This is a genomic window from uncultured Methylobacterium sp., assembly GCF_964244095.1.
Taxonomy (GTDB): domain Bacteria; phylum Pseudomonadota; class Alphaproteobacteria; order Rhizobiales; family Beijerinckiaceae; genus Methylobacterium.
The window spans coordinates 1-16,004 of sequence record NZ_CAXTHR010000103.1 but is presented as its reverse complement, the minus strand read 5'-3'; the positions used below and the strand labels follow the sequence as shown (position 1 = coordinate 16,004).

18 protein-coding genes and 1 pseudogene are annotated in these 16,004 nt (G+C 68.9%); 9 read left to right on the top strand and 10 right to left on the bottom strand.

What is annotated here, in order from left to right; all coding sequences use genetic code 11:
• The 3 genes and pseudogenes from ACFE86_RS15660 to ACFE86_RS15650 all read left to right on the top strand — a co-directional run.
• A pseudogene (locus ACFE86_RS15660) lies at nucleotides 1–479 on the top strand (sulfate ABC transporter ATP-binding protein); the annotation flags it as partial.
• 490 nt (nucleotides 480–969) lie between these two features.
• The gene (locus tag ACFE86_RS15655; protein WP_375456253.1) at nucleotides 970–2,043 is read left to right on the top strand and encodes a cysteine synthase A; all 1,074 of its coding nucleotides are present in this window, start codon (nucleotides 970–972) and stop codon (nucleotides 2,041–2,043) included.
• Nucleotides 2,044–2,154: 111 nt separating this feature from the next.
• A complete protein-coding gene (locus ACFE86_RS15650) occupies nucleotides 2,155–2,310 on the top strand; it encodes a DUF3309 domain-containing protein (protein WP_375456252.1) in 156 nt (51 codons plus the stop codon).
• A 63-nt stretch (nucleotides 2,311–2,373) separates the two neighbouring features.
• Here the strand turns inward: ACFE86_RS15650 and ACFE86_RS15645 are convergent, their stop codons facing one another.
• Complete coding sequence (locus tag ACFE86_RS15645) at nucleotides 2,374–3,747, bottom strand: serine protease (protein ID WP_375456251.1); 1,374 nt, start codon at nucleotides 3,745–3,747, stop codon at nucleotides 2,374–2,376.
• A gap of 369 nt (nucleotides 3,748–4,116) precedes the next feature.
• Here ACFE86_RS15645 and ACFE86_RS15640 point away from each other — a divergent pair, with 369 nt between their 5' ends.
• Nucleotides 4,117–5,409, top strand: coding sequence for an ArgE/DapE family deacylase (locus ACFE86_RS15640; protein WP_375456250.1), 1,293 nt, complete (start codon nucleotides 4,117–4,119; stop codon nucleotides 5,407–5,409).
• Nucleotides 5,410–5,503: 94 nt separating this feature from the next.
• Here the strand turns inward: ACFE86_RS15640 and ACFE86_RS15635 are convergent, their stop codons facing one another.
• Nucleotides 5,504–6,838: an aspartate aminotransferase family protein gene (locus tag ACFE86_RS15635; protein ID WP_375456249.1), complete on the bottom strand. Its 1,335-nt coding sequence runs from the start codon at nucleotides 6,836–6,838 to the stop codon at nucleotides 5,504–5,506.
• A 273-nt stretch (nucleotides 6,839–7,111) separates the two neighbouring features.
• Between ACFE86_RS15635 and ACFE86_RS15630 the strand changes: the two genes are divergently transcribed.
• Nucleotides 7,112–7,387, top strand: a complete 276-nt coding sequence (locus tag ACFE86_RS15630; RefSeq protein WP_375456248.1) for a hypothetical protein — start codon at nucleotides 7,112–7,114, stop codon at nucleotides 7,385–7,387.
• Here ACFE86_RS15630 and ACFE86_RS15625 read toward each other — a convergent pair.
• Genes ACFE86_RS15625 through ACFE86_RS15615 form a run of 3 tightly spaced genes read right to left on the bottom strand, consistent with a single transcriptional unit; the run spans nucleotide 7,372 to nucleotide 9,845 of the window.
• Nucleotides 7,372–8,241, bottom strand: a complete 870-nt coding sequence (locus tag ACFE86_RS15625) for an amidohydrolase family protein (protein ID WP_375456247.1) — start codon at nucleotides 8,239–8,241, stop codon at nucleotides 7,372–7,374. The two genes, ACFE86_RS15630 and ACFE86_RS15625, sit on opposite strands and share 16 nt — an antisense overlap.
• Nucleotides 8,242–8,276: 35 nt before the next feature.
• A complete protein-coding gene (locus ACFE86_RS15620) occupies nucleotides 8,277–8,495 on the bottom strand; it encodes a hypothetical protein (RefSeq protein WP_375456246.1) in 219 nt (72 codons plus the stop codon).
• Nucleotides 8,496–8,537: 42 nt separating this feature from the next.
• The gene (locus ACFE86_RS15615) at nucleotides 8,538–9,845 is read right to left on the bottom strand and encodes an MFS transporter (protein WP_375456245.1); all 1,308 of its coding nucleotides are present in this window, start codon (nucleotides 9,843–9,845) and stop codon (nucleotides 8,538–8,540) included.
• A 216-nt stretch (nucleotides 9,846–10,061) separates the two neighbouring features.
• Between ACFE86_RS15615 and ACFE86_RS15610 the strand changes: the two genes are divergently transcribed.
• The 4 genes from ACFE86_RS15610 to ACFE86_RS15595 all read left to right on the top strand — a co-directional run bounded on the left by ACFE86_RS15610 (nucleotide 10,062) and on the right by ACFE86_RS15595 (nucleotide 13,339).
• Complete coding sequence (locus tag ACFE86_RS15610) at nucleotides 10,062–10,592, top strand: hypothetical protein (RefSeq protein ID WP_375456244.1); 531 nt, start codon at nucleotides 10,062–10,064, stop codon at nucleotides 10,590–10,592.
• 326 nt (nucleotides 10,593–10,918) lie between these two features.
• The gene (locus ACFE86_RS15605) at nucleotides 10,919–11,911 is read left to right on the top strand and encodes a P63C domain-containing protein (RefSeq protein WP_375456243.1); all 993 of its coding nucleotides are present in this window, start codon (nucleotides 10,919–10,921) and stop codon (nucleotides 11,909–11,911) included.
• A gap of 31 nt (nucleotides 11,912–11,942) precedes the next feature.
• The gene (locus ACFE86_RS15600; protein ID WP_375456242.1) at nucleotides 11,943–12,827 is read left to right on the top strand and encodes an IS1 family transposase; all 885 of its coding nucleotides are present in this window, start codon (nucleotides 11,943–11,945) and stop codon (nucleotides 12,825–12,827) included.
• A complete protein-coding gene (locus ACFE86_RS15595; RefSeq protein ID WP_375456241.1) occupies nucleotides 12,824–13,339 on the top strand; it encodes a hypothetical protein in 516 nt (171 codons plus the stop codon). Before ACFE86_RS15600 ends, ACFE86_RS15595 begins: the two co-directional genes overlap by 4 nt.
• A 160-nt stretch (nucleotides 13,340–13,499) precedes the next feature.
• On the opposite strand, the gene ACFE86_RS15590 is transcribed toward ACFE86_RS15595, so the two are convergent.
• From ACFE86_RS15590 to ACFE86_RS15570, 5 genes are all read right to left on the bottom strand, one after another.
• A complete protein-coding gene (locus ACFE86_RS15590; RefSeq protein ID WP_375456254.1) occupies nucleotides 13,500–13,766 on the bottom strand; it encodes a nitrile hydratase accessory protein in 267 nt (88 codons plus the stop codon).
• A 53-nt stretch (nucleotides 13,767–13,819) separates the two neighbouring features.
• Nucleotides 13,820–14,488, bottom strand: coding sequence for a nitrile hydratase subunit beta (nthB, locus tag ACFE86_RS15585; protein ID WP_375456240.1), 669 nt, complete (start codon nucleotides 14,486–14,488; stop codon nucleotides 13,820–13,822).
• Nucleotides 14,485–15,177, bottom strand: coding sequence for a nitrile hydratase subunit alpha (gene nthA, locus ACFE86_RS15580; RefSeq protein WP_375456239.1), 693 nt, complete (start codon nucleotides 15,175–15,177; stop codon nucleotides 14,485–14,487). The genes nthB and nthA overlap by 4 nt, the downstream gene beginning before the upstream one ends.
• Before the next feature lie 91 nt (nucleotides 15,178–15,268).
• The gene (locus ACFE86_RS15575) at nucleotides 15,269–15,487 is read right to left on the bottom strand and encodes a hypothetical protein (RefSeq protein ID WP_375456238.1); all 219 of its coding nucleotides are present in this window, start codon (nucleotides 15,485–15,487) and stop codon (nucleotides 15,269–15,271) included.
• An 87-nt stretch (nucleotides 15,488–15,574) separates the two neighbouring features.
• The coding region (locus ACFE86_RS15570; protein ID WP_375456237.1) for an SDR family NAD(P)-dependent oxidoreductase at nucleotides 15,575–16,004 on the bottom strand (430 nt) is incomplete at its 5' end.

Here is a 16,004-nt window from a genome sequence, read left to right as displayed (position 1 = left end):
GCACCGGCCAGACCACGATCTTCGTCACCCACGACCAGGACGAGGCGCTGGAGCTCTCCGACCGCGTCGCCGTGCTCGACAAGGGCCGGCTGGAGCAGGTCGGCACCCCCGACGAAGTCCAGGAGAACCCGGCCTCGGCCACCGTGCTGAAGTTCCTGGGCGACGCCATCGAGGTCGAGGCGATCGCCGAGGGCGGCCAAGTCCGCGTCGACGGCCGGCCGACGCCGGTCGCGGCGCCCGCGGGCCTCATCGGCCCCGTGAAACTCTTCGTTCGCCCCTGGCAGCTCCAGCTCGTGGAACCGCTGAGCGCGCACCTGACCGGCACCGTCCGCTCCTCTTACCGCAGCCAGGGCCGCCAGCGCATCGAGGTCGCCCGCCCCGACGGCGGCATCCTGATCGTCGAGGATTCCGACGGGGAGCGGTACGCGGCCGGGCGCGCTGTGGGCTTGCGGATCAACGGGGGGTACGTGTTCGGGTAGGGTTTTGGGGCGAGCGTCGTTTTCGCCGCCGCGGGACGCTGACCATCGCGGTTGAGGCCGTCACGATCGGTCGCTGCTGGGCAACACCGCGGCCTCGATGGATCGGCACGACGAAGCTCGCGACCCGGATGCGGGGACGCGGATCCTCATCGCGACCGAGCGTGCGAAACTCACGGCGACGTATGCGAACGGGCTCGCGATCTCGATCTTCGCGATCGGCGGCTTGGCGTCGGTGTTCAACGTCTACTACGGGTCAGGACCTTCGTCGGTCCCGGCATCGGGCGCGCTCTTCAGCGCCGGCGTTTGCTGGTTCGTGGGTGGCGTTCCACATCTTCCGGCGCGGCGATCGAGGCGGCAAGGATCGTGCCCGCCCCGTCGGAGTCCCGCCGCCCTCGTCCCTCGCCGCCGCCCGATCCTGCGCCAGATCCGCCATGGCCGACGACGTGACGGCACGATGACGGCTTGAGCGACGGCGGCACGGGGGACGGGCATGGGCGGCAGGACGGACGAAGGCAGGACGGACGAAGGACGCGGCCCGCGAGGCGACGTGCTGGATGCGATCGGCAACACCCCGCTGATCCGCCTGCGCGCCGCCTCGGAGGAGACCGGCTGCACCATCCTCGGCAAGGCCGAGTTCCTCAATCCCGGCCTCTCGGTGAAGGACCGGGCCGCGCTCTCGATCGTCACGGACGCCGAGGCGCGCGGGCTGATCCGGCCCGGGGGCACCATCGTCGAGGGCACGGCCGGCAACACCGGGATCGGCTTGGCGCTGGTCGCCTCGGTGCGCGGCTACCGCACCGTCATCGTCATCCCCGTGACCCAGTCCGCGGAGAAGAAGCAGACGCTGCGGCTCGCCGGTGCCCGCCTTGTCGAGGTGCCGGCGGTGCCGTTCGCGAACCCGGACAACTACGTCCACGTCGCGCGCCGCCTCGCCGGCAAGCTCGCGGCGAGCGAGGAAGCCGGCGCGTTCTTCGCCGACCAGTTCGACAACCTCGCCAACCGCCGGGCGCATGCCGAGCATACCGGCCCGGAGATCTGGGACCAGACCGCGGGCATGGTCGACGGCTTCGTCTGCGCCGCCGGCACCGGCGGGACGCTCGCCGGCACCGCGCAGGCGCTGAGGGCGAGGAACCCGAAGGTGGCGATCGCGCTCGCCGACCCCGAGGGCTCGGCGCTGTACGCGCACTACGTCACCGGCACGCTGAAGGCCGAGGGCTCGTCGATCACGGAGGGGATCGGCCAGGGGCGGATCACGCGGAATCTCGAAGGCTTCAGCCCCGACCACGCCTTCCGCATCCCCGACGCGGAGGCGCTGGGGCACGTGTTCGGGCTGATGCGCACGGAGGGGCTGTCGCTCGGCGGCTCGTCCGGCATCAACGTCGCGGGCGCGATCCGCCTCGCGAAGGCGCTCGGGCCGGGGCACACGATCGTGACGATCCTGTGCGACGGCGCGGCGCGCTACGCCTCGAAGCTGTTCGACCCGGCCTTCCTCCGGTCGCGCGGCCTGCCGACGCCGGACTGGCTGGAGCAGGCCGGCGATCCGCTGCCGGACTGGCACGCGTGATCCGGCCGAACCGTCCTTCACGATCGCGTGCGAAAATTTTGAACGGAACGGATTGTCGCGGCGTTTGCACGGTCAAGCTCACGCCCCGTGCGCGTCCCTGGAGACAACCCGATGTCCCTCGTCACCATCCTGCTCATCATCCTGATCATCGTGGCCTTCGGCGGTGGCGGGTTTCTCGGCGGCGGCGCCTATCGCGGCCCCGGCTTCGGGCTCGGCGGCATCCTGATCATCATCCTGATCGTGCTGCTCGCCACCGGCCGGCTCTGATCCCGGGCCTCGCGAGCCGGGCTCGATCGAGCTCCGGCACGAGGCCGTCCGGCGCCTGCCGCGTCAGCGCGGGCAGGTGAAGCCGACCACGGCGCCGCCGACCACCGAGGCGGCGGCGCCCGTACCATCGCTGCGCGCGGCCGGCGCCGCGGCGGCGATGCCGTTCTCCGCCAGGAACGCGGCGACCGCCGCGCCCGGCACCACGGGATAGCTCGCCGGCGGCATCACGCCGGCGATCAGCCGGGGTGATGCGGGAAAGCGCGCGACGACACCGGCAAGCGCGCCCGAGCGGTCGAGAACCGGCGCTCCGCCCGCGCCGGGCTGGAGCGGCGCCGTCACCCGGTCCTCCGCGAGGGCGGAACCGGGCGCGACGGAGACGCCGCTCGCCTCCGCCGCGACCACGACGCGGCCGGCGCCGGCATCCGGCCTTCCGGGAAAGACCGGCCGGCGCGGCCCCGGCAGATCTGCCGCGTCGAGCAACGCCAGGCCGCGGGCCGGATCGCTGCGGACCAGCCGTGCCGGCGCCGTCCCGATCCGCAGCGTAGGACAGGCCTCCAGCACCGCGGCGGTGGTCAGCACCCGCCCCGCCGCCACCACGAGGCCGGTGCCGACGGTTTGGACGACGGCCGCGACCGGTGCCGCCACGGACGGCGCGGCAGCCCGCGGGACCTCGACCGGCGCCGCCGATCCGGGAAACGGCACGAAACTGTTGGCGATGGCGATGACGAGGCGGTCGATCTCGGCGGCCTGCGCCCTGTCGTAGCCGATCGCGAAGCCGCGGATGCCCTCCGGCCCCGACGCGTAGCGCACGTAGGAGCGCCCGGCGCCGGCCTCGGCGGTCACCACGACGAAGTCCGGCCGCTTCAGCTTGTACGTCACCTGGCGCCCGTTCACCGGCGCGCTGGCAGCCTCGAACAGGGCGTCGAGGTCGGTGGTGCCCGCGGGATAGGAGCGGCTCTCCAGGGTGAGGCGCCCGTCCGCGCTCTGCCAGCGGGTGCCGCCGGGGATCGCGCCGCGCTTGGGCAACAGCCGTTCCGGCACGCCGAGCACCGCGCCGCTGCCCGCATCCGGCCTCACCGTGAAGCGCGCGGCCGCCCGCGACGCCTCACCCGCCGCGAGGATCGCCGCGCGCAGCCGAGGGTCGAGGGCGTCGGCGGTGGGCGCCGTCCGCGTGCGGAACGCGTTCAGCGCCTCGAACGTGCGCCGGCCGAAGCTGCCGTTGATCACGCTGTTGTAGTCGCCGGTCCAGACCAGGGCGTCCTGCAGCCCCCTGCGCTCGGATTCGGGCAGGGCCTCGAAGGCGGGGCGCATCGCCTCGAAGGCGGGATCGGGCGCGGCGGCCGGCGCCTTCGGCCGCGGCGCGGGCGCCGGCCCTGTAGCGCCCTGCCCCACACTCCCCTGCGCCGCCGCTCCCTGCGCCGCCGGCAGGCCGGCCACGATCCAAGCCGCGATCCAAGGCGCGATCCAAGGCGCGATCCAAGGCGCGATCCAAGTCAGGCGACCGCGTCGCGTCATGCGTGCCGATTCCCGAACGGTGAGGCAGCCGGAGGTTGGCAGAGCCCCGGGCCGAAGGCCAGGGCGGAGGGTGGCCGTCGCCACAGAGCCCGGGACGGTCGTGCGCGTCCGCTGCCGCGTCACCCCGCCCGGCCGGTGTTGCCACGCCGGGGCTCCGGCTCGATGATGGCCTTGCGGATCGGCCGATGAGGCCCGCATCCGCGTACCGTGTCCCCGGCGACCGGAGGTTCCGCGTTCGCGACCGCGCTTCGGCGGCCACGCGACCCCGCCCGGATTCCACAGGATGCCCGTATGACCCTGCCCCCCGCCCTCGCCGCCCGCATCGCGGCCTCCGTCGCCGAGGGTTTCTCCGATCAGGTCGCCCACACCCAGGCGCTGGTGCGCTTCGCCTCGACCCGCGGGGCCGAGCACGCGATCCAGGACTTCGTATTCCAATCGTTTCGCGCGCGCGGGCTGGCGATGGAGCGGTTCGCGATGGATCACGGGCGGATCGCCGCCCATCCCGGCGGCTCGAAGATCACGGAGGGGCACTCCGAGGCGCCGATCGTGGTAGGCATCCACCGGCCGCGGGCCGAGACCGGGCGCTCGCTGATCCTCCAGGCCCATGTCGACGTGGTGCCGGCGGGCCCCCTCGACCTGTGGACGCATCCGCCCTTCGATCCGGTGATCGAGGGCGACTGGCTGTACGGGCGGGGCGCGGCCGACATGAAGGCGGGGCACGCGGCCAACTTGTTCGCGCTGGACGCGCTCCGCCGCATCGGCCTGCAGCCGGCCGCGACCGTGACGGTCCAGTCGGTGGTGGAGGAGGAATCCACCGGCAACGGCGCGCTGATGACGCACCTGCGCGGCTACCGCGCCGACGCGGTGCTGATCCCCGAGCCGGAGGACGAGAAGCTGGTGCGTGCCAACACCGGCGTGCTGTGGTTCACGGTCGAGGTGCGTGGGACGCCGGTGCATGTCCGCGAGATGGGCGCCGGGGCGAACGCCATCGACGCGACCTACCGGGTGATCGGGGCGCTGCGCGCGCTCGAGGCGCGCTGGAACGCGGACAAGGCCGGGCGCCCGCACTTCGAGGGGGAGGCGCACCCGATCAACCTCAACGTCGGCCGGATCGAGGGCGGCGACTGGGCCTCCTCGGTGCCGGCATGGTGCCGGATCGGCTGCCGCATCGCGCTCTATCCGGGCGTGGCTGCGGCCGAGGCCGCCGCCGAGATCGAGGCGGCGGTCGCCGCCTTCGCGCGCGACGACCCGTTCCTGTCCAACACCCCGCCGCAGGTCGCCTTCGACGGCTTCTTCGCGGAGGGCTACGTGCTGGAGGCGGGCTCGGAGGCGGAAGCCGTGCTCGGACGGGCACACGCGCGGGCGACGGGCTCGGAGCTCCAAAGCTTCATGACCGCGGGCTACCTCGATACGCGGGTGCACGCCCTCTACGACCGGGTGCCGGCGCTGTGCTACGGCCCGATCAGCCACAACATCCACGGCTTCGACGAGCGCGTCAGCCTCGCCTCCGTGAAGCGCATCACCACGGCGATGGCCCTGTTCGTCGCCGAGTGGTGCGGGACGGAAACCGTATCGGAAGGGTGAGAGCGCGCGGAGCTTTCCCCTCTCCCGCAGGGGCGACCGACGCGCCCTCCCCCGCAGAGGGGAGAGGGTGGGCGCGTCTGTCGGACAGCCACACTCACGCCACCCGGTCGATGGCATCTCCCAGAATGCGCGCGATCTCGCCGATCTGGCCGGGCTCCAGGATCAGCGGCGGCGAGAGCGCGACGATGTCGCCGGTGACGCGGATGAGAAGCCCGCGGTTGAAGCAATCGACGAACACGTCGTAGGCGCGCCGGCCCGGCGCGCCGGGGCGCGGCTCCAGCTCGATCCCGGCGATCAGCCCGATGGTGCGGATGTCAGTGACGCGGGCGCGTCCGCGCAGGTCGTGCATCGCGGCGGCCCAGTCCCCGGCAAGCCCGGCCGCGCGGGTGAGCAGGCCCTCGTCGCGGTAGATGTCCAGCGTCGCGAGCCCCGCCGCGCAGGCCACCGGGTGGCCGGAATAGGTGTAGCCGTGGAACAGCTCGATCCCGTCCGGGCCGGCCATCAGCGCGTCGTGGACGTGGCGGGCGGAGAACACCGCGCCCATCGGGATCGTGCCGTTGGTCAGCCCCTTGGCGGTGCAGACGAGGTCCGGCGTCACGCCGAAGAAATCCGTGGCGAAGGGCGCGCCGAGCCGGCCGAAGCCGGTGATGACCTCGTCGAAGATCAGCAGGATGCCGTGGCGGGTGCAGATGTCGCGCAGGCGTTCGAGGTAGCCCTTCGGCGGCACCAGCACGCCGGTGGAGCCGGCCACCGGCTCGACGATTGCTGCGGCGATGGTCTCCGCCCCGTGCAGGGCCACGAGGCGCTCGAGGTCGTCGGCGAGTTCCATCCCGTGCTCGGGCTGGCCCTTCACGAAGGCGTTGCGGCCCGGATCGTGGGTGTGGCGCAGGTGGTCGCTTCCCGGCAGCGTCGGGAACACCCGGCGGTTCGAGAGGATGCCGCCGACCGAGATGCCGCCGAAGCCGACGCCGTGATAGCCGCGCTCGCGCCCGATCAGCCGCGTGCGGGTGCCCTGGCCGATGCCGCGCTGGTAGGCCAGCGCGATCTTCAGCGCGGTATCGACCGATTCCGAGCCCGAGCCGGTGAAGAACACCCGGTCGAGCTTTTGCCCGTCCGGCCCCGGCGCGATGGCGGCCAGCCTCTCGGCGAAGTCGAACGCGATCGGGTGGCCCATCTGGAAGGTCGGGGCAAAGTCCAGGGTCGCGAGCTGGCGCTCGACGGCCTGGGCGATCCCGCTGCGGCCGTGGCCGGCGTTGCAGCACCACAGGCCGGCCGTCCCGTCGAGCACCTGCCGGCCGTCATCCGTGGTGTAGTGCATCCCCTTGGCCGCCACGAACATCCGCGGCGCCGCCTTGAACTGGCGATTGGCCGTGAACGGCATCCAGAAGGCGTCCATCGGCCGGGTGTTGCGCAGGGGCGCGTCGGACATGCGGCGTCTCGCGGTTCTTAGGTCGATCCGCGCACAGGAAACCGGTTTCTCGGGGCGCGGCAAGACCCCGTCATGCACGGCTCGGGCCGCGCGCGTTCCTCACGCGCGGGCTGCGGCCCGTCCGGCACCGGCCCGTCGCCGCGCGCGGACGATGCTCCGGGTCCAGAACGAACCGAAGGCGGTCCGAGCCGGTGCGGCGGAGGTGCTGCCGGGTGCCGAGCGTGGCGTCGCCCGATCGGGGCAGACCCGGAACGGGAGGCCGAGCAGCGCGTGATGACGCATCGGTCCGCATCGGCGGACCGCGAGGAGTTCGGCGTGATCGGGTGGGGCACCATGCCCGCGCACAGGGTGCAGGCGGACAGCGCGGCCGGCCGGCTCGTCAGGCTGCGCATGATCGGGGCCGAGCACCGCCGCCTGCCCCTGACGGCCATCTACCGGACCGACCGTCCGCCGGGTCCGGCCGGACGCTGGCTGATCCGGCGCTTCGTCGAGCAGGGCGAGCGGGCGGAGGCGGAACCGGGCGTCGGGTCCGATCACGCAAAACCGTAGAGCTTTCGCGGGTTGTCGACGAACAGCCTTTTCCGCCGGCCTTCGTCCGGCACCCAGTCGGCCATCAAATCGAGGAGCGCGGCGATGCGGGGCGGGCCGTCCCAGGCGGCCACGTGCGGCCAGTCCGAGCCCCAGAGGCAGCGATCGGGGGCAGCGTCGTTGAGCGCCCGGGCGAAGGGGATGGTGTCGGCGTAGGGCGCGCCCGCGACGCTGGTGCGGAACGCACCCGAGAGCTTCACCCAGGCGCCGTCGGCGACGAGGCCGACGAGGGTGCGGAAGCCCGGATCGTCCAAGCCCGCCGAGGCCGGCAGGTGGCCCATATGGTCGACGACGAACGGCACCGGCAACCGCGACAGGCGGGCGGCCAGCGGCGGCAGGGTGCGCGCGTCGATGAGGAACTGGAGGTGCCAGCCCATGTCGCGGGCCAAGTCCGCGTAGGCTTCCACCTGCGCGAAATCCACGCCGCCGCCGAACAGCACGTTGAGGCGCAGGCCGACGATGCCGGCATCCTTCAGCGCCGCGCATTCGCGCTCGGGCAGGCCGAGCGGGATCACTGCGACGCCGCGCAGGCGCTCACGATGGCCGGCGAGCGTCTCCAGCATCAGCCGGTTGTCGGTGCCGTGGACGCTGACCTGGACCAGGACGCCGTTTGCCATGCCGGTGGCGTCGAGCATCGCGAGGTAGGCGTCCGCCGGTGCGGCTGGCGGCGTGTAGCTGCGGTTCTCCACGAACGGGTAGGCCGGCGGCAGCCCGATGACGTGGGCGTGCGTGTCGACCGCGCCGGCGGGCACGGCGTAGCGCGTCGGGCCGGAGATCCGGGGGTCGGGGGCGGGGCAGTCGCGGATCGGGGTCATGGTGTCCTCAGGTCCTGCGTCGGACACCGGCGCGGCTATGCGATTACGGCGAGACGCGCGGTTTCCGTGGACAATGCCCGCAGGGCCTTCTCGGCTTCGCCGCGGACGTCGTCGAGGCTGCACCCGAACGGGACTGGCAACGCGACGGTCTTCTCCGGATCGTCGGTCCAGACGAGGCTGACGAACGAACGCTTGCGCAGGAGGTCGTGCGACAGCGCCGCGACAGTGACGCTCGGAACGGTCCGTTCGGCCATGGGCGCTCCTCGGGATCGGGGCCCGTGGTTCTGCGATATCGCCTACCCGTCGACGTGGAGCACCTTGCCCCGGGTCTCGGGCAGCGCAAAGGCGGCGACGAAGAACACGCCGTAGGCGCCGGCGGCGAAGATCGCGATGGCCGAGGCCAGCCCGACGCTCTGCGACAGGGCGCCCACGAGGAACGGGAACAGCGCGCCGAGCCCCCGGCCGAAATTGTAGCAGAAGCCCTGCCCCGAGCCGCGCAGGCGCGTCGGGTACAGTTCGGTGAGGAAGGCGCCCATCCCGGAGAAGTAGCCCGAGGCGAAGAAGCCGAGCGGGAAACCCAGCACCCACAGCACCGCGTTCGAGAGCGGGAGCTGGGTATAGGCCAGGATCACCAGGATCGCGCCGACGGAGAAGATCAGGAACAGCGGACGCCGGCCGAGCCGGTCGGCGAGCCATGCGCCGACGAGGTAACCGGCAAACGAGCCCACGATCAGCGCCGCGAGGTAGCCGGTGGAGGACACGACCGACAGGCCGCGCTCAGTGGTGAGGAAGCGCGGCAGCCACGTGGTGATCGCGTAATAGCCGCCCTGGCAGCCGGCGGCGGCGAGCGAGGCCAGGATCGTGGTGCGCAGGAGCGGGCCGGAGAAGATCTCCCAGAGCTTGGGCTGCTCGCCGGCGGCCCGCGCCCGTGCGCGGGTCTCGGCGGCGACCTTCGGCTCCTCGACGTAGCGGCGCAGGTAGAACACCAGCAGGGCGGGGGCCGCGCCGATCACGAACATCCAGCGCCACGCGCTCTCGGGCGGGAGGTACGAGAACAGGATCGCCTGCGACAGCACCGCCATGCCCCAACCGATCGCCCAGCCGGACTGCACCGAGCCGACGGCGCGCCCCCGGTACTGCGCCCGGATGGTCTCGCCCATCAGCACGGCGCCGGCGGCCCACTCGCCGCCGAAGCCCAGGCCCAAGAGCGCGCGGGCGACGAGCAACTGCTCGAAGTTCTGCACGAAGGCGCAGACCAGCGAGAAGAACGAGAACCACAGGATGGTGATCTGCAGCGTCAGCACCCGGCCGATGCGGTCGGCGACGAAGCCGGCGAGCCAGCCGCCGAGCGCGGAGGCGAGCAGCGTCACGGTGGCGGCGAGCCCCGCGGTGCCCGGATCGACCTTCCACAGGCTGATGATCGTGCCGATCACCAGCGGGTAGATCATGAAGTCCATGCCGTCGAGGGCCCAGCCGGCGGCGCAGGCCCAGAAGGTGCGCCGCTCGGTGACGTTCATGCTGCGATAGAACGCGCCGAGGCTCGCGTCCTCGATCGGCACGACGTCGAGGGATTTCGCGATCTCCGGGCCTGCTGCCGAACTCATGTGCCTGTCCCCATTCCAGGATTCGCGGCGATCCTCGCGCGGATCGGGGCTTGAGGACAAGGCGTGAGGCGATCTTTTCCGGGCGAAGGTCAAGCTTTCGTCGATAGTGTCTCAGTTTGAAATATGCCCCCGAACGGTTGAGCCTCGCGTTCCCGTTCCCGCCCCTCGCGCGATCCCTCCCGCTGGCGTATGCTTGGCGCTAAGCAGGAGGATAATATGAGGCTTATAGATTGCATTGCGGATGGAGGTAGCTTCTGGCGGAACCGCCCTGGCAGCCCGGGCCACTCTATCGCCGTTCCACACGGGACTTTCTTCAAAGTGGCTCTAGAAGGAGCCGCCAGCAATCAATTCGCTTCGGGCAAATGCGAGGACGGATACTTCCTCATAAATTATGAAAGATTTTTGGGCAAAAGGTTTTTGTCCGCGAACGAAGTTGTCAATTCAATCAGACAACCCTCAAGCAACGCATATTTATATTTGCACTTCAAACTAGATACAGGCTGGATAACGGCCGACATGATGAGACGCGAGAAACAATTTCAACCTGATGAGATCGAAGAAGCTGCGCTTATACAAGCTGCCGATAATATCATGCGATTTGTAAAAGGCGGAGATGAAATCGATCAAGTCCGTCGCTATAGAGAGGCCGCGAAGCTCGTAAGGCGAGAGCCATCGCGCATACAAGCGGCGAAAGCTTACAAAGAGATACTGGATAGTATCATGCTCGATGACTTGGACGGCATGTAATGCCCATAGGACCTAAAGGCCAGAAGCGCCCTGCCGACGCCATTGGCAACGCCGTGCGCGTCATGCAGATCGCCACCGGCGAGGCAGACGAGGACTACGGGGCCAAGCCTCCCAAGGATGAGGCAGCGGCGGCTATGGGCCGGAAGGGTGCAGCCGCGCGGGCGGCAGCCATGACTCCCGAACGCAGGGCTGAAGTCGCGCGAGCGGCGGCGGCGAAGCGGTGGGCCAAGTAGCACGCATAAGGCGGGCGACTTATGTGCGATGCTTGCTAAATCTATTAGCACGCATAAGATGCGCTTTATGCAGCACGCATGGAGTGATTCGGCATGGCAAAGAAGCGAACTCCTCAAAGTAAGGGCGGAAGCGCGCGGGCTGAGAAGCTGACGCCTGAACAACGGAGCCAGAGCGCCAGAGAGGCAGCAAAGGCACGCTGGGATGAAGCCGCCCCAAAAGTTGCGCACGGGGCCCCCGATCGCCCCATGCGGATCGCGGACATGGAAATCCCCTGCTACGTTCTGGACGATAATCGCAGAGTAATTCCAACGAGCGGAATGCTTGATACGCTGCAAATGGCTCGCGGCGGGTCAATGGTTAAGGGTATGAATCGTTTGGAGCTTTTCCTAGCTCGCGACCGTATAAACCCTTACGTTTCCAATGACTTAATGGCGAGAATCGCCAACCCCATCCGATTCCGCATGGGAGCAAATGTAGCCTACGGATACGACTCGGATACTTTGATTGATATTGCAGAGGCCGTTATACAGGCTGACAATGCTGGCGCACTACAAAAACAACAAGCCGCTATAGCTCACCAATGCAGGGTCATTACATCAAGCCTTACACGAATTGGCCTAGTCGCACTAATTGATGAGGCAACAGGTTATCAGACCAAGCGTGACAGCAACGAATTACAACAAATCCTGACAAATTATCTTCTTCCAGAGCATCGTCCGTGGATCAAGACTATACCTGAAGAATTGACCGACGAGATTTACCGCGTCTATGGTTGGAAAAGAACGCAAAACAATAGAGGTCCGCGATATGCCGGTAAGCTCATCCGTCAACTAATTTACGCCAGGCTTCCAGAGCCAGTTCTACCAGAGCTCGATAAGCTTAATCCTTCAAACTCGAAATATCAACGAAGAAGAAAGCATTTTCAATTTCTTAATAAGCAGCAAGGTATGGACCACTTTCGCAGCCTTGTTATTACAACCATGACGCTGCTTCGGATTTCGAGAAATAAGAACGAGTTCAAGCGGCACCTACGAGCTTATTTTGGCGGGCAAGGAGAATTGGACCTCGGCGACAATCATGCTTGACGCCAAGCATAAAAGTTCAGAAAAGAGAGACATGAACAAGATGCTTCTCGTAAAGCGCGTCCAAATCCTGAGCATGCTTTGCGAGGGCTCCTCCATGCGGTCGATCAGCCGCGTGGTGGACGTGTCGATCAACACCGTGTCGAAGCTGCTAGAGGACGCCGGCAGGGCGTGTGCGGCTTTCCACGACGAAACGGTGCGCGGCGTCGATGCGAAGCGCGTGCAGCGCGGCGAGATTTGGTCCTACTGCTACGCGAAAGCGAAGAACGTCGCGGCCGCCAAGGCCGCCTCTGAGGGTGCTGGCGACGTGTGGACATGGACGGCGCTCGATGCTGATAGCAAGCTCATCGTGAGCTACCTCGTGGGTAGTCGGGATGCCGAGTACGCCGACGCTTTCATGTCTGATCTGGCGGGGCGCCTGATGAGCCGGGTGCAGCTCACCACGGACGGGCACAAGGCTTACCTTGAGGCTGTCGAAGGCGCCTTCGGTGCGGACGTGGACTACGCCATGCTGGTGAAGCTGTACGGCCCGACGCCGGGCGGCACGACCGGGCGCTACAGCCCTGCCGAGTGTACCGGGATCAAGAAGACCCGCATCGAGGGATCGCCCGACGAGAAGCACGTTTCCACGTCCTACGTCGAGTGTCAGAACCTCACGATGCGGATGCAGATGAAGCGGTTCACCCGCCTCTCAAACGCCTTCTCGAAGAAGTTCGAGAACCATGCTCACATGGTCGCGCTCTACACGGTCTGGTACAACTTCGTGAAGATGCACAAGAAGCACCGAATGAGCCCGGCGATGGCCGCTGGCGTGTCCGATCGGCTTTGGAGCATGGAAGACGTGGCAGCATTGGTAGAGGCTGCTGCGCCTGCCGTTGGAAAGCGTGGTTCGTACAAGAAGCGGAACGAAGTGGAATGAACTTTCGAAAATATTTTCGCCCGAAAGTTCCCGCCGATCGGGCCGCATGGGCGGTTGGAAAATCGCTTTTGGATGCAGACGATTGCTGGCGCGATGTCTGTAGTTTGCGAGAGTACAAAGTTGCCGGTTCTGTTGCCACTTGTGAAATGGCTTTCGCGCGCTCAGCGGTGATTCGTCATCTGTATAAGAGCATACGCCAAGACAATATATCTGCTGTCATGACTGACGCATTCGACGATTTGTTGAAACAGTCCTTCGCCGGCGACGGCGGGCCTGAACTCACGGATCATTATAAACAACCCAATTTAACCCAAATAATGCTCGGTCGAACAGCCTTCTATGACCAAAAAGCGTTCCCGTTTTTTCAACTTGGAATGCACTTTGTGCTCGCGGTTGGCGTGCCGGACGGTCGTGACGCCACTCAAATTGGCTTAATGTTCAACGCGATTTACGCACGAGGCGAAAAAATGCTTAGCCAAGCTCGTCTGTCAGCGGATTGCGAACGTCCCTAAAATTTCAAACTGAGACACTACCCTTTCGTCGCCCGACGGGGCGGACGGTTGCCCGGTCCGGCGTCGGCGCTTCCGCGACGACGCTCGCCGATGGTCCCTCCACCCAGCGTCCGCGCGACCGTCCTTCGGATCGGGCGGTCCCGCGGGCACGACGCGTTCCTCACGATCGGCCGAGCGGGTCGTTCTCCAGGCGGATCGGCGCCCCGTGCGGCGTCGCCGCGGCGGCGCGCAGGAACGCGTCGCGGCGGGCGGCCAGCGCGGCTTCGTCGGCGATGCCGCGCTCGGCCAGGATCGCCTCCAGCGCGACGAGCCAGCGGCCGTAATCGGCGGCGGCCTCAGGGCCGTCGGCCGGGCGGATCGCGGCGCCGAGCCGCTCGGCCCACTCGCTCCAGGTGAACAGGCCCGCCTGCCGCAGCGCCACCACCATCGCGAAGACCTGCGCCTCCCAGGGCGCGGCGAAGGGGCCGGCCTCCGGTGCGCTCACGCCGCGCCGCCCGGCAGCAGGTAGTGCTCGAAGGCGGCGATCGCGACGCGGCCGTTCGGGTCGCCGTCCTCGCCCCAGAGTTCGGTCGCGGAAAACCCCACGGTGTAGAGCCAGTCCGGGTTCTCGCCGCGGCCGTGCGCGTTGGTGTCGGGCAGGACGAAGGCGCCGTGGACGCGCTCGACCCGGCCGCGCCGGCCGCGGACGTAGCGCGGCAGCCGGGTGTGGGTCCGGGGGTGGATGTTGCGCATCAGGACGACGTCACCGACCGCGAAGCGCGCAGGCGCAGGCGCCGGGCGGTCGCTCGGGAAGCCGGCGCGGAAGCGCGGCGCCAGGATCGCGGCAGTGAGCACCCGCGCCACGGGTTTCGCCGGCGCGTCCGGCATGCCGCGGACGATCTCGTCCGGCGCGGCGAGGCCGAACGCGGCGAGCTGGCGCTCCAACGCCTTCAGCCAGATCGCGTAGTAGCTCGAGCGCATGTAGTCGCCCGGCGGCAGCGATTCGCGGGCGGCGCGGCTGCCGTCCAGCGTCCAGGCGCCGGTGAAGCCCATCGCCATGGCGAGGGCGAAGACGCGCTTCTCCCAAGGGTCGTGGAAGACCGGCTCGTCGGCTTCCGGCGCGACCGGGCCGAAGCCGTGCATGCCGCCGAGGTCCTGGCCGCCGTTCATGGGCTCATACCAGTCGGCGATGAGTAAGGCTCGTCGCCGATTGGTATCACGCCCGGCCTGGCTCCCGGCTTGGCTCCGGCCAGCCCGGTGCCGATCATCGCGTCGCGGGTGACCAGCGCCGCGAGCTGCGCTTCGTCGAGGCCTTCCGTGCCCTCGGGCCGCATCGGCAGCACCATGTAGCGCAGCTCGGCGGTGGAATCCCACACCGTGACCTGCGTCGTCTCGGGGAGCGCGACGCCGAACTCGGCCAGAACCCCGCGCGGGTCGATCACGGCGCGGGACCGGTAGGGCGGCGCCTTGTACCAGACCGGCGGCAGGCCGAGCACCGGCCAGGGGTAGCACGAGCACAGCGTGCACACGACGAGGTTGTGCGTCTCCGGCGTGTTCTCGACCACGACCATGTGCTCGCCGCCGCGTCCGCCAAGACCGAGCTCGGCGATCGCCGCCGTCGCGTCCGCGAGCAGCCGCGCGCGGTAGGCGGGATCGACCCAGGCCCGCGCCACGACCCGGGCGCCGTTGTGCGGGCCGACCTCGGTCTCGTACATCTCGACGAGGGCGTCGAGGGCCGCGGGCTCGACGTAGCCCTTCTGCACCAGGATCGATTCGAGCGCCCGCACCCGCGCCTCGACCGGCGAGAGCTCGCCGTGCGCGTCGTCGTGGCGATGCCCGCCGGGGTGATCGTGCGCCATCGCGGCCTCCGCTGTCGTGGCAGGGATGCGCCAAGGTGGCCCGCGGTCCCGCCGGTTGTCCAGGGCCGGTCCCGTCGCCGGGCGCCCGGCGTCAGGCGAGGTCCAGGGACCGCTCGAAGGCGGCGGCATCGGACGCGCGGCCCTTCGGGTCGGTCACGACGATGTCCTTGAACCCGCGCCGCGTCAGTTCCCAGGTCTTCTCCAGGGCCTGATCGGCCGTGCCGCACGCGAACGTCGCGGGCCGGCCCGCCGGGTCGTTCGCCTTCACCGTATACACAGGTCCGCCTCCTGATCTCGCGGGGCCGAGCATAGCGCAGCGTCGCGCGGTCCGCGAGCGCCGGTGACGGTCACGCGACGATCCCTCCGGGGCCGCGCCTCGACCGCTCCGAGGCCCGCCCTACCGCTCCATCGCGCGCTGGAACGCCTCGGAGAAGTCCGGGTGCCAGCGCGACAGCGCCGGGCGGTTCTCGATGATGTCGCCGGCCGCCCACGCGATGCGGCGCTCGTCGGCGGCGCGGGTGGTCTCGTTGTCGGGACACAGCACGTAGAAGTCGCCCGCGTCGAGCCGTTCCAGCAGGAACGCCACGGTCTCCTCCGGCGTCCAGGCGCCGGCGGGCTTCTCGGCGACGCCGCGGGCCCGGGTAAGCCCGGTATAGACGAAGCCCGGGATGAGCAGGTGCGCGCTGGTGCGGCAGCCGTCGCGTCCGCGCAGGTCGTGGGCGAGCGCCTCGGTGGCGGCCTTCACCCCCGCCTTCGAGACGTTGTAGGGCGTGTTGCCCGGCGGCGTGGTGATGCCCTGCTTCGAGCCGGTGACGACGACGGCGCCG